Source organism: Sorangium aterium (assembly GCF_028368935.1).
GTDB lineage: Bacteria > Myxococcota_A > Polyangia > Polyangiales > Polyangiaceae > Sorangium > Sorangium atrum.
In genome coordinates this window covers 89,407-103,477 of the sequence record NZ_JAQNDK010000005.1, presented here as the reverse complement: position 1 = coordinate 103,477, position 14,071 = coordinate 89,407, and the positions used below count along the sequence as shown (strand labels likewise).

General features: G+C 74.7%; 1 protein-coding gene. It reads right to left on the bottom strand.

Going from position 1 to position 14,071, the window contains the following annotated elements; genetic code table 11:
• Window position 1 precedes the first annotated feature (1 nt).
• Complete coding sequence (locus POL72_RS38670) at window positions 2–14,065, bottom strand: non-ribosomal peptide synthase/polyketide synthase (RefSeq protein ID WP_272101874.1); 14,064 nt, start codon at window positions 14,063–14,065, stop codon at window positions 2–4.
• Window positions 14,066–14,071 lie beyond the last annotated feature (6 nt).

Sequence of the window (14,071 nt, the reverse complement as noted above, 5' to 3'; positions counted from 1 at the left end):
GTCAGTCCAAGGCTTCCAGGATGGAGTCCAGCTCATCCGCCGCGAGCGCGACGTCGGTGAAGTCCGACGGCGTGTAGCCGCCGGCGTCGGGTGACAGGCAGTGCGCGATCAGCTCTCTCAGCGCGTCGCGCCACAGCGCGCTGACCGCCGCGATCGTCTCCTCCCGGTGCCGCGCGGCGCTGTAGCGGAAGGTCGCCTCGAGCCGGCCGTCGTACACCGCCGCGTCGATCTCGATCTCGTACGCGAGCGGGCTGCGCGGGTCGTGCTGGGCGCCGGGCGACTCCGCGGCGAGCGAGAACCGCGCGCCGGCGCCGACCACCTGGTCCCACTGCCCCAGGTAGTTGAACCCGACCCCGGGCGCTGGCAGGCGGCGCAGCCGATCCGCGATCGCCCCGGTCCCGAGCTCCCGCACCGCGCCGTAGGGGAGGCCGCGCCGCGGGACGCGGCGGAGCTGCTCCTTCACCGCCTTCAGCACCGCGCCCGGCGCCGCGCCCGGCGCGATCTCGAGCAGCACCGGGTAGACGCTCGTGAACCAGCCGACTGTGCGCGACAGGTCGAGGTCCTCCCCGTCGAGCGCCTCGCGCCCGTGGCCCTCGACGTCGATCGCCGAGAGCGGCTGGCCGGTCCACCGGTGGAGGGCGAGGGCCAGCCCGGCCAGCAAGAACTCGTCGATGCGCGTCCGGTAGGCCTCGGACACCGCCTCCAGGAGCGACCGCGTCTCCGGCCCGCTCAGGCCCATCTTGAGCGTGGCCATGGCCGTCTCCGCGCGATCCCCCGCCGGCTCGTCGACAGGCAGCGGCGCGAGGCGATCCCAGGGGAGACCGAGCCAGAAGGCCGCCTCTTCCTGGAGCGCGGCGTCCCGGGCCGCCGCGTCGAGGCGCGCCGCCCACCGCGCGAAGGAGGTGGTCCTGTCGGGCAGCCGCGGCGGCGCCCCGCGGCGGGCCTGATCGTAGGTGGCCTCGAGATCCTCGAGCAGGACGCGCCACGACACGCCGTCGACGACCAGGTGGTGGGCGACGAGCAGCAGCCGCCCCGGCCTGCCGGCGCCGAGCTCGAAGCCGACCACGCGCAGGAGCGGCCCCGCCGTCAGGTCCAGGCTGGCCTGCCACCGGGACGCGTGCTCCTCGATCGCCGCCGGCTGCTCGGCCTCGGGCACGCCGGCGAGGTCTGCTCGATGGACGACCGCGCCGACCGATGCGGGCTCGTGGGAGGGCGCGAGCGTCTGGCGGAAGCCGCGCTCCTCGGGCACGTAGCGCAGCCGCAGCGCGCCGTGGTGACGGAGGAGCGCCTGCACGGCGGCCTCCAGCGCCGGCCACTCGAGCGGCTCGGCGACGGCGAGCAGGAGCGCCTGGTTCCAGTGGTGCGGGTTCGGCAGGTCGCGCGCGAAGAACCGCCGCTGGATCGGCGTCAGCGGGACGTCGCCCGCCGCCGCGCCCTCCTCGTCCGGCTCCGGCGCCCGAGCGGCGTCCGCGGCGAGGCCCGCGGCGGCCGCGAGCGCGGCGAGGGTCTGGTGCTGGAACATCTGGCGCGCGGTCAGGCGCAGGCCCGCCTGCTTCGCGCGGGAGACGACCTGGAGGCTCAGGATCGAGTCGCCTCCCAGCTCGAAGAAGTTGTCGTGGCGGCCGACGCGCTCGCGGCCCAGCACCGCGGCCCAGATCTCCGCGAGCCGCGACTCGACGGCGGTCACAGGCGCCGCCTCCGCCGCTGCGACGTCCGCGCCGGTCGCGCCGGCGGCGTCGTCCTGGCGCGCGGCCTCGACCGGCTCCGGGTGCGCCGGGACGCGCGGCTCCGGCAGCGGCAGCTCGCCGAGCCGGGAGGTCGGCCGGGCGGCGATCCCCGCCAGCAGCGTGAGGAGGTCGTCCGCCATGCGGCGGATCGAGCGCTCCTCGAAGAGATCGGTGCTGTACTCGAACGAGCCGCGCAGCCCCTCCGGCGTCGCCGCCATGTGGAGCGAGAGGTCGAACTGGGCGCTGCCCGGATCGACGTCGAGCCGTCGGATCTCGAGCCCGTCGAGCGGCGGCGCGCCCCGCGGGTCGTCCTGGAGCGAGAACATCACCTGGAACAGCGGCGTGTGGCCGAGGTCCCGCGCGGGCCGGAGCGCCTGGACGAGCTGCTCGAACGGCAGGTCCTGGTGCGCCTGCGCCGCCAGCACCTCCTCGCGGACGCGCGCGAGCAGCTCGGGGAAGCTCGGATCTCCGCCGACGTCCGCCCGCAGGACGAGCGTGTTGACGAAGAGCCCGATGAGCCCCTCGATCTCGACACGGGTGCGGCCCGCGATCGGCGTCCCGATGCAGAGGTCCGTCTGCCCGCTGTAGCGCGCGATCAGCACCTCGAACGCGGCCAGGAGCAGCATGAACGAGGTGACCCCCTGGCCGCGCGCGAGGGCGCCGAGCGCCGCCGAGAGCTCGCCCGGGAGCGCGAAGGCGTGGCGAGCGCCCCGGTACGAGCGCGCCGGGGGCCGCGGCAGATCCGTGGGCAGCCGAAGCACCGGCGGCTCCGCGCCGAGCCGCCGCCGCCAGTACGCGAGCTGCTGGTCAAGCGCCGGTCCGGCGAGCCACGCGCGCTGCCACCGGGCGTAGTCGGCGTACTGGACCGGCAGCGACGGGAGCGCCGCGGCGCGGCCCGCCGCGTCGGCGGCGTAGAGCTCCATCACCTCGTCGACGAGGAGGTTCAAGGACCACCCGTCCGACACGATGTGGTGGAGGACCACGAGCAGCGCGTGCTCGCGCTCGCCGAGGCGGAGCAGCGTGATCCGGAACAGCGGCCCCTCGACCAGATCGAAGGCGCGGCTCGCCTCCGCCTCGAGCGCGCGCTGCGCCTGCGCCTCGCGATCCGCTCCGGGCGCGGCCCGGAGGTCCGCGATCGCGATCGCGACGGGCTGCTCCGTGCGGACGATCATCGCCGGCTGGCCGTCGATCTCCGCGAACGTCGTGCGCATCGACGCGTGACGGCGGACCACCGCCTCGAACGCGCGCTGCAGCCGGTCCACGTCGAGCGGGCCGACGAGGCGCACGGCCGCCGGGATGTTGTACGAGGCCGCCGTGGGCTCGAGCTGGGCCAGGAACCACAGGCGCTGCTGGGAGAACGAGAGCGGCGGCGCGCCGTCCTCGGGCTGCGGGGTGATCGGCGGCAGCGTCACGCCCTGCCGCCGCCCGACGGCGTCGTCCACGGCGCGGGCGAGCCGCGCCGCGGTCGGGTGATCGAAGGCCGACCTGAGCGGCAGCTCCACCTGGAACGCGGCGCGGACGCGGGCGATCACGCGCGTCGCCAGGAGCGAGTTGCCGCCGATCTCGAAGAAGGTCTCGTCCACGCCCACCGCCTCGAGGCCGAGCACCTCGGCCCAGATCGCGGCCACGGCCTCCTCCGTCGCGGTGCGGGGCTTCCCGGCCTGCTCGCGGGAGGCGAGCCCCGGGGCGGGCAGGGCCTTCCGGTTCAGCTTGCCGTTCGGGGTGAGCGGCAGCTCGTCGAGCCACACGTACGCCGAGGGCACCATGGGCTCGGGCAGCCGCTCCCGGAGCGCTGAGCGCAGCCCGTCCGCGGTGAGCGCCGCGCCGCGCGCCGGCACGACGTACGCGACGAGGCGGAGGAGCCCCGCGTCCTCGAGGGCCACGACCACCGCGTCGCGCACGCCCGGGTGCGCCCGCAGCTGCGCCTCGATCTCGCCTGGCTCGATCCGGTGGCCGCGGATCTTGAGCTGATGATCGGCCCGCCCGAGGAACTCGATCGCGCCGTCGCGCCGGAGCCGCGCCAGGTCGCCGGTCCTGTAGAGCCGGCGGCCGGGCTCCCGGCTGAAGGGGTCCGGGACGAAGCGCTCGGCCGTCAGATCGGGCCGATCGAGGTACCCGCGCGCGAGGCCGGCGCCCCCGATGTAGACCTCGCCCGCCACGCCGAAAGGCGCGGGCGAGAGCTGCCGATCGAGCACGTGGATCTCGGTGTTGGCGATCGGGCTCCCGAGCGGGATCAACCCGTCGGCCGTCACGCGGTGGAGGCTCGACCAGACGGTCGTCTCCGTCGGTCCGTAGAGGTTCCAGGGCGACACGCCCGCGTCGAGGAACCTGCGCGCGAGCTCCCGCGGGAAGGCCTCTCCGCCGCAGAGGACGGTGACGCCGGCGAGCCGCGGGCTGCCGCTGTCGAGCAGCATCTTCCAGCCCGTCGGCGTGGCCTGCATCCACGTGGCGCCGGACGCGCCGAGCAGCGCGGCGAGGCGCTCGCCGTCGGCCACGTCCTCGCGGTGGGCGAGCACAACGCGCCCGCCCGAGAGGAGCGGCAGGAACAGCTCGAGCACCGCGATATCGAACGAGATGGACGTGGTGGCGAGCAGCACGAAGCCCGCCGGCGGCGCCAGCAGCTCCTGCATCGACAGGAGGAAGTTGGCGACGCCCCCGTGGCGGACCATGACGCCCTTGGGCCGACCCGTGGAGCCCGACGTGTAGATCACGTAGGCGAGGTCCTCCTCGCCCGCGCGCGGCGCCGGATCGTGAGCCGGCGCGCCGGCAATGGCGGGCCAGTCCCGATCCAGGCAGATCGCGCGCGCGCCGGCGCCGGCGCCAGGCAGCGCCGGCAGCAGGCGCTCCTGTGTGAGCAGGAGCGGCAGCCGGGAGTCCTCCAGCATGGCGCGGAGCCGCTCGCGCGGATAGGCCGGGTCGAGCGGGACGTACGCCCCGCCCGACTTCAGGATGCCCAGCGCTCCCACGAGCATCTCCAGCGAGCGCTCGACGCACAGGCCCACCAGCGTCTCCGGGCCGACCCCCTGCTGGCGCAGGTGGTGGGCCAGCCGGTTCGCGCGGGCGTTCAGCTCGCCGTAGGTCAGCTGGTCGTGCCCGCACGTCACCGCGACGGCGTCCGGCGTCCGCGCGGCTTGCTCCGCGAGCAGCTCCGGCAGGCACGGCCTGGACCGATGGTCCCGCCGCGTCGCGTTCCGCTCCGCGATGAACGGCAGGAGCTCCGGGTCGTCGGGGAGCGCGAGCTCGGCGAGCCGCGCCCCGGGCTGGGCCGCCATGCGCTCGAGCAGCGCGCACAGGGCCGCGGCCATGCGGGCGACCGAGCCGTCGTCGAGGCGGCGCCCGTCGAACGAGAGCAAGAGCGAGAGCTCGCGCCCCGGGGTCACGTAGACGGTGAGCGGGTAGTTCGTCCAGGCCTCCGCCGTGCTCACCTCGATCCCGAGGGCCTTCCTGTGCTCGTCGACGGCGTCGTCGATGGGGAAGTTCTGGAAGACGAGCAGCGACTCGAAGAGCGGCGCCCCTCGCTCCACGTCGCTCCACTGCTGCACCTGCGCCAGCGGGCTGTACTCGAACTGGCGCAGCTCGAGGTTGAGCTCCTGGATCTGGCGGAGCCACGCCCCGAGCCGCATCTCCGGGGCGACGCGGAGGCGCAGCGGGAGCGAGTTGATGAACGCGCCCATGATGGAGCCGGCCTCGGGCAAGTCGGCGGGGCGGCCGGCCACGGTGACGCCGAAGAGCACGTCCGGCTCGCCGCTGTACCGGGCCAGGAGCAGCGCCCACGCGGCCTGCACGGCGGTGTTGAGCGTCACCCCCTGCGCCTGCGCGAAGCCCTGGAGCGCCCTCGTCGCGTCCGGCGAGAGCCGCGCGTGGCGCTCGCGGAAGCCGGGCGCCGCCTCGGCCTCGTCGCGCTCCGGCAGCGGGGTCGGCGCGGTCAGCCCCTTCAGGTGAGCCCGGAAGAAGGCCTCGGCGGCCGCCATGTCCTGCCGCTCGAGCCACGCGACGTAGCTCGAGTAGGGCGGCGCCTTCTCTCGCGCGACGAGCGCGCCGCGGCGCGCCTCGTCGTAGCAGGTCAGCCACTCGTTCAAGATCAGCCCCTGACACCAGCCGTCGAGCAGCGCGTGGTGGACGCTCCAGACGATCTGGTCGACGCGCTCGGAGAGGCGCAGCACCGAGACCCGCAGGAGCGGCGGCTCCTCGAAGCGGAGGCCCCGCCGGCGATCGTCCCGGAGGAAGCGCTCGAGCGCCGCCGCCTGCTCGGCCTCCGGGACCTCGCGCCAGTCGAGGACCTCGATGGGCAAGCGCGCCGCGCGCCGCACGACCTGGTGCGGCTCCTCGACGCCGGTGAGGAAGCCCGTCCGCAGGATGGGGTGGCGCGCGCTGAGGACATCGAAGGCCCGCGAGAAGGCCTCGACGTCCAGGCCCTGCGTGAACCGGCAGACGATCTGGTTGAAGTACGGGCTGTCCTCCGGCGTGAGGAGCGAGTGGAAGAGCATGCCCTGCTGCACCGGGGACGCGGGGACCACGTCCTCGATGCCGTCGTCGGCCTGCAAGGCGTCGAGCTGCGCCCGCTCCAGCCGGGCGAGGCTGAACGGCGCGATCGCGACGGGCTGGGCGGGCGGCAGGGGCGCGGCCGGCGCCGCGGCGAGATCGCCGGCGAGCGCCGCGATCGTGCGGCGCGTGAAGATCTGCTTGGGCGTCAGCCGCAGCCCGCGCTGCGCGGCGCGCGCGATGATCTGCAGCGTGACGATGGAGTCCCCGCCGAGCTCGAAGAAGTCGTCCTCGACGCCGACCTGCTCGCGGCGCAGCACCTCGGCCCAGACCTCCGCGAGGAAGCGCTCCGGCTCGGTCCGGGGCGCGACGTGGGGGCGATGGGCCGGCGCCTCGAGCTGCTCGGGGGAGGGGAGGGCGCGCCGGTCGACCTTGCCGTTGGGCGACAGCGGCAGCCGCTCGAGCACGAGGATGGGCGCGGGCACCATGTAGGCCGGGAGGGCCTCGGCGAGCCAGGCCCGGAGCGACTGCGGATCGAGCGCCGCGCCCTCGCGGCCCGCGACGTAGGCGACGAGGCGCTTTCCGCCGTGGGCCTCGCTCCGGGCGAGGACGACGGCCTCGCCGACGCCGGGGTACTGGAGCAGGCGCGCCTCGATCTCGCCGAGCTCGATGCGCAGGCCGCGGATCTTGACCTGGTGATCGAGGCGGCCGAGGAACTCGATGGCTCCGTCGGGCCTGTGGCGCGCGAGATCGCCTGTCCTGTACAGCCGCCCTCCGGGCGCCGAGCCGAACGGATCGGGCACGAAGCGCTCCGCTGTCAGGTCAGGACGCCGGTGATAGCCGCGGGCGAGGCCGACGCCGCCGATGTGGAGCTCGCCGGCGACGCCGGCGGGCACGGGCTGGCCCTGGCGGTCGAGCAGGTAAATCTGCGTGTTGGCGATGGGGTACCCGATAGGCACCGAGGCGGAGGTGTCCTCTCGCTGGCAGGCCCAGAAGGTGACGTCGATCGACGCCTCGGTGGGCCCGTAGAGGTTGTGGATCTCGGCGTCCGGCAGCCGCTCGAAGCACCGCCGCGCGAGCTCCGCCGGCAGCGCCTCGCCGCTGCAGATGACCCGGCGCAGCGACGTGCACGAGGCCACGTCGGGCGTCTCCAGGAACGCCTGGAGCATGGGCGGGACGAAGTGCAGCGTGGTGACGCCGTTGCGCGTGATCAGCTCGACGAGCCGATCGCCGTCGCGGTGATCGCCCGGCCTCGCGACGACGAGGCCGGCGCCGATCATCAAGGGCCAGAAGAACTCCCAGACCGAGACATCGAAGCTGAAGGGCGTCTTCTGCAACACCCGATCTCGCGGGGTGAGGCCGTAGCGCTCCTGCATCCACTGGAGCCGGTTGAGCAGGCCACGGTGGCTGTTGCCGGCGCCCTTGGGCCTGCCTGTCGAGCCCGATGTGTAGATGGTGTAAGCGAGGTTGTCCGGCGAGACGGCCACCGCGGGGTTCTGGGCAGGCTCCTTGTCGATCTTGGCGCGATCCACGTCCAGGCACAGCACCTGGGCGCGGTGGGGCGGCAGGCGCGAGGCCACGGGCCACTGGCTCAGAAGGACCGGCGCGGCCGCGTCCTCGAGCATGTAGGCGATCCGATCGGCGGGGTAATCGGGATCGATGGGCACGTACGCCCCGCCGGCCTTCAGGATACCGAGCAGCCCGACGACCAGCTCGACGGAGCGCTCCGCGGCGATGGCGACGAGCACGTCCGGCCCCACGCCGCGCTTCCTGAGCGCGTGCGCCACCCGGTTGGCGCGCGCGTTGAGCTCTCGATAGCTGAGCCGCCGCTCACCGAAGATCACGGCCACCGCGTCGGGCGTCCGCGCCGCCTGCGCCTCGAAGAGCTCGTGGACGTGCCGCTCGCCCGGATACGCGCGCTCGGTCGCGTTCCACGCCGTCACGACGCGCCTCGACTCCAGCTCGCCGACGAGCGACAGCTCTCCGACCCGCGCCTCGGGGCGGCTGACGATCTGCCGGAGCGCCACCTCCACGAAGCCGAGGAGTCGTGAGGCGACCTCCTCGTCGAACCGCCGCCGATCGTAGGAGAGGCGCAGCTGGAGCTGAGCCCCCGGCAGGGCGGCCAGGGTGAGCGGGTAGTTCGTCTGGTCCGCGAACGCGACGTCGCGGACCGCGAGCCCGGGCAACCCCTGCTGGGTCCGAGGATCGGTCGGATAGTTCTCGAAGACGACGAGGCTCTCGAAGAGCGGTTGTCCCGCCGGCACCGCGCTGAAGCCCCGCGCCTGGGCCAGCGGCGTGTGCTCGTGCGGGCCGAGATCGGTGGTCGTCCCCAGGAGATCGCGCAGCCAGTCGGCGACGGTCGCCGCCTGCGGAACGGCCACGCGCAGCGGCAGCGTGTTGATGAAGATCCCCACCATGGCGTCGATGCCGGCGAGCGGGGCCGACCGCCCGGCCACCGTGACGCCGAAGACAACGTCGTCGGTGCGGGCAGCTCGGCTGAGCAGGAGCGCCCAGGCGGCCTGGACCAGCGTGCTCAACGTCACGCGGTGCTGCTGCGCGAAGCGCTGGAGGCGCGCCGTGACCGGCTCCGGCAGCGACACGATCGTCGCCCCGTGGCCGCTCGCGTCATCCGTCGGCGGAACGCGCTCCAGGGGGAGCGGCGTCGCCGCGCTGAAGCCTGCGAGCGCGCCCCGCCAGAACCCCTCGTCGGCGCTCGCGTCCCGCTCGCGCAGCCAGCCGATGTACTCGCGGTAACGCGGGCGAGGCGACAGCGCGGCCGGCCGGCCGGCGCGGAGGGCCTCGTACGCGGCGAAGGCGTCCTGCAAGACGAGGGACGCCGCCCACCCGTCGAGGAGGAGGTGATGGTGGCTCCAGAGGAACTGGTAGGCGTCGTCGGCCACGCGCAGGAGGGCGACGCGCATCAGCGGGCCCCGGGCGAGATCGAAGCCCCTCGCGCGATCCGCTTCGATCCGGGCCTCCAGGCGCGCCCGCTGCTCCTCGGCCCCGGCGTCGCGCCAGTCCTCGATCTCGACCGCCACCGCGGCCCCGCGCCGCACGACCTGGAGCGGCTCGTCGGCGCCTTCCCACGCGAAGGTCGTGCGCAGGACGCCGTGGTGCAGGGCCACGGCCTGCCAGGCCTCGCGGAACGCGTCGACGTCGAGCGCCCCCTCCAGCCTGCACGTCACCTGCTCGACGTAAACGCCGGAGCCGGGCTCCCACAGGCTGTGGAACAGCAGCCCTTGCTGGAGCGGGCTCAGGGGATAGACGTCCTCGACGTCGTGGCCAGGCCCCAGCAGGCGGTCCAGCCTCGCCTGATCGAGCCGCGCGAGGGGGAAGTCCGAGGGCGTGTACCCGCCGGCGTCGGGGGCGACGCCGCGCGCGACGAGGGCGCGCAGCCGCGCAGCGAAGTCCTCGAAGACGCGCGCCACCGTCTCGGGCCGATAGCGGGCGCCGCTGTGGCTCCACATCACCCGCAGGCGCCCGTCGACGATGGCCGCGTCGACCTCCAGCTCGTAGCCTCGCGGCGCGCGCGGATCCTGGTTGCGCCCGACGTCGCCCTCCGCGTGCGCGAACAGCGGGCTCGACGCGAAGAGATCGTCCCACCGCCCGAGGTAGTTGAAGCGCACCTGCGCCGCGGCGCGCTCCCGGAGCCGCGCCGCCTGCGCGTCCTCGCTCAGGTACCGGAGCATCCCGTACGTGGCGCCGCCCTGCGGGGCCGCGCGGAGCTGCTCCTTCAGCGCCTTGAGCGCGCGCTCGGGCGCCGCGCCGGCCGGGATCTCCAGCCGGCCGGGGAAGATGCTCGTGAACCACCCCACGGTGCGGGAGAGATCCAGGTCGTCGAGCGCGTCGCGCCCGTGTCCCTCCAGATCGACGAGCACCGCGGGATCGCCCGTCCACTGCGCGAGCGCTCCGGCGAACGCCGCGAGCAGCACCTCGTCCACGCGGAGCCGGTACGCAGGCGCGGCTTGCAGCAGCGCGCGCGTCTCCTCGGCGTCGAGGAACCGGGTCAGCGACACGGTGTCCGCTTCGAGCGACGCGCCGGCCGGATCGTCGGCGGGCAGCGCCCTCGCCGGGCGGCTCGCGGCGAGCCACGCCTCCGCCTGTCGGGTCACCTCCTCGGACTGGGCCTGCGTGAACAGGCGCCAGGCCCATTCACCGAAGGAGACGATCTCCTCGGGGAGCCGGATCGCTTCGCCGCGCTCGTGCTGCTGGCAGGCGGTCTGGAGATCCTCGATCAGGATCCGCCAGGAGACAGCGTCGATCACGAGGTGATGGGCGACCAGCAGGAGCCGGCCGGGGCGCTCCGGGCCCAGATCGAACAGCACCGCGCAGAGGACCGGCCCCTCGGCCAGATGGAGGCGCGCCTGGTGCTCCGCTGCGGCGCGGGCCAGCGCCGCGGGCTGCGCCTCGGCGGGCAGGTCCGAGAGATCGACCCGCGCGACGGCCGCGGGGGGCGAGTCCGCGAAGTACTGGCTCCACCCGCCCTCCTCGCGCGTGAACCGCAGCCGGAGCGCGCCGTGGTGCTCGACCGCCGCCTCGATCGCGGCCGTGAGCGCCTCGACCGAGACCCGCCGCCGCAGCTCGAGCAGCACCGTCTGGTTCCAGTGGTGCGGGTTCGGCCCGCCGAGCTCGAAGAACCAGCGCTGGACGGGCGTGAGCGGCGCGTCGCCGGGGAGCGGCATCGCGGGCTGCGCGTCCCCGGCCGGCGCCGAGCCCGACGCGGCGACCGAGGCCAGACCGGCGATCGTCTGGTGCTGGAAGACCTGCCGGGGCGTGAGCGAGAGGCCCGCGGCCCGCGCGCGTGAGACGACCTGGAGCGCGAGGATCGAGTCGCCGCCCAGCTCGAAGAAGTTCTCCTGGACCCCGACGGCCTGCCTTCCCAGGAGCTCCGCCCAGATCCCCGCGAGCGTCGCTTCGGCCTCCGTGCGCGGCGTCGTGGCCTGGCCGCTCTCCTCGATCGGCGCCGGCAGCGCGCGCCTGTCGATCTTGCCGCGCGGCGTGCGGGGCAGCTCCTTCAGCGCCACGAGCGCCGAGGGCGCCATGTAGTCCGGCAGCCGCTCCTTCAGCGCGCGCCGGAGCTCCTCCGGCGCCGCGTCCGCGCCGGCCGCGACGTACGCCACGAGCCGTCGCTCCTCCGGCCGGTCCTGCCGCGCGATCACGACCGCCTCGCGCACCCCGGGCAGCTCGGCGAGGCGCGCCTCGACCGCCCCGGGGTCGATCCGGAAGCCGCGCAGGTTCACCTGGTGATCCACGCGGCCGGCGAGCTCGAGCTGCCCGTCGGCCCGCCACCGCGCCCGTTCCCCGGTGCGGTACAGCCGCTCTCCCGGCTGATCGGCGAACGGATCGGGGACGAAGCGCTCCGCGGTCAGATCCGGGCGCTCCAGGTACCCGCGCGCGAGCCCCTGGCCTCCGAGGTACAGCTCTCCGACGACGCCGGCCGGCACCGGCTGCCCGGCGGGGTCGAGCACGTAGGCTCGCGCGCCCGCGAGCGGCCGGCCGACGGCGACCGCCCACCCGTCGCGCGGGTCCGCGGCCGTCAGATCACACGCCACCGCCGTCGCCGTGGTCTCGGTCGCGCCGTAGGCGTTCAGCAACCGGACCCGCGCGGCCCCCGGCGACGCCCGGAAGGCGCGCACGCGCGCGGGCAAGGCTGCCTCGCCGGTGAGGACGACCTGCCGGAGGCACGACGGCAGCGCCAGGCCCTCGTCGAGCCCCGCGACGACGCGGTGCCAGACGAGGGTCGGCAGCACCGCCACGGTCACGCCCGACGCTCCGCACGCCGAAATGAGCCCGGCCGCCGACTCGAGCGCCGCCTCTGTGGGCAGCACGAGCGTCGCGCCCCGCGCGAGGCACGCGAACATCTCCACCGCGCCCGCGTCGAGGCCCGGCGACGCGAGCTCCAGCACCCGGTCGCCCTGCGAGATCTCGCAGGCCGCCGCCGCGCCATCGGCGAAGCCCGCGATCGCCCGGTGCGGCACGACGACGCTCTCGGGCGTCCCCGCCGCGCCGGAGGTCGTGCGCACGCACGCCGCCTGCTCGGGCGCCGGCTCGCCGGCCGGCGGTGTGGACGGCTCGTGGAGCACGCACGTCCAGGCCGCGTCCAGGTGGACCACGTCGACGCCGGGGGGCGGCTCGGCCGCCGCGTCGCCCTGCGCGATCATCATGCGGATCCGGGCGCCGCCGATCGCCTCGGCGATCCGCTCCCGGGGGAGATCGGGGTCGAGCGGGACGAACGCGCCGCCCGCCTTCAGCACGCCGAGCACGGCGGCGATCCTCCCGATCGAGCGCGGCAGGCAGATGCCCACGCGGACCTCCGGCCCCACCCCGCGCCGCCGGAGGAGCTGCGCCAGCTGGTTGGCCCTCCGATCCAGCTCGCCGTACGTGATCTGCTGCGCCTCGTGGACGACGGCCGTCGCTTCGGGCGCCCGCGCGGCCTGCTCCTCGAACCTCCGATGCGCGGCGCGCGGCGTCTCTCCGATCGCCCCCGCCGTGCCCCACTCGAGCACCTGCCGCCGCTCTTCGGCCGCGAGCAGCGGCAGCTCCGACAGGCGCGTCGCGGAGCTCGCCGCCGCGCCTGCCAGCAGGCGCAGCAGCTCATCGGCCATCCGCGCGATCGTGCCCGCGTCGAACAGGTCCGTGTCGTATTCGAGGGCGCCTGCCAGCCCGTCCTCGTCGGGCGCGAGGTTGAGCGAGAGATCGAACTGGGCGCCGCCCACGTCCAGATCGAGAAGGCGCACCTCGAGGCCCGGTATCGCGAAGGGCTGCCGCAGCGCCGGCTGGAGCGCGAACATCACCTGGCAGAGCGGCGCGTGGCTCAGGTCCCGGACCGGGCTCACGGCCTCCACCACCTGATCGAACGGCACCTCCTGGTGCGCCTGCGCCTCGCGCACGGCGCCCGTGACCCGGGCGAGCAGCGCCGCGAACGGCGGATCCCCGGAGAGGTCGGCGCGGACCACGGCGGTGTTGGCGAAGCAGCCGACTAGCGCTTCCAGCTCGGCCCGGCTCCGGTTCGTCACCGGCGTGCCCACGCTGATATCGAACGTCCCCGCGCGGCGGGCGAGGAGGGCCTGGAACCCCGCCATCAGCACCGCGAACAGCGTCGTCTCCTCGCGCCGCGCGAGGGCCCCGAGCGCCCCGGCGAGCGCGCCCGGCACCCGGAAGAAGTGCCGCGCTCCCCGGAAGCGCTGGATCGCGGGCCGCGGGCGATCCGCGGGCAGCTCCAGCAGCCCAGGTTGCCCATCGAGCTGCCTCTTCCAGTAGGCCACCTGGGCCTCGAGCAGCCCGCCTTCCACGCGCTCGCGCTGCCAGTGCGCGAAGTCCGCGTACTGCAGCGGCAGGTCGGCGAGCGCGGCGGGCCGGCCCGCGGAGAACGCTGTGTACAGCGCGGCGAACTCCGTGAGGACGAGGCTCGTGGACCACCCGTCGAAGACGAGGTGATGCACGACCCACAGGAGGATGTGTTCTTCCGATCCGAGCCGCAGGAGCGTGAGCCGGAGGAGCGGTCCGCTCGCCGTGTCGAACGGCCGCCGCGCCTCGCGCTCGATCAGCCGCCGGACCTCGGCGTCCCGCTGCGCCGCTGGCAGCGCGCCGAGGTCGATCCGCTCGATCCGCGGCGCCCCGTCGGCGTGGACGATCTGCGAGGGCAGGCCGTCGACGACGTCGAACGTCGTGCGCAGCACCTCGTGCCGGCGCACGATCTCGGAGACGCACCGCTCCACCAGGGAGACGTCGAGCGACCCGGCGAGCCGCACGGCGGTCGCCAGGTTGTAAGAGGCGCTCTCCGGCTCGAGCTGGGCGAGGAACCACAGCCGCTCCTGGACGAAGCTCATCGGAAAAACGAAGACATCCTCACGCATGAAAGA

Excerpts from the sequence above, each read along its gene's own strand:
- POL72_RS38670 (WP_272101874.1), bottom strand. The coding sequence starts at position 14,065 with ATGCGTGAGGATGTCTTCGTTTTTCCGATGAGCTTCGTCCAGGAGCGG.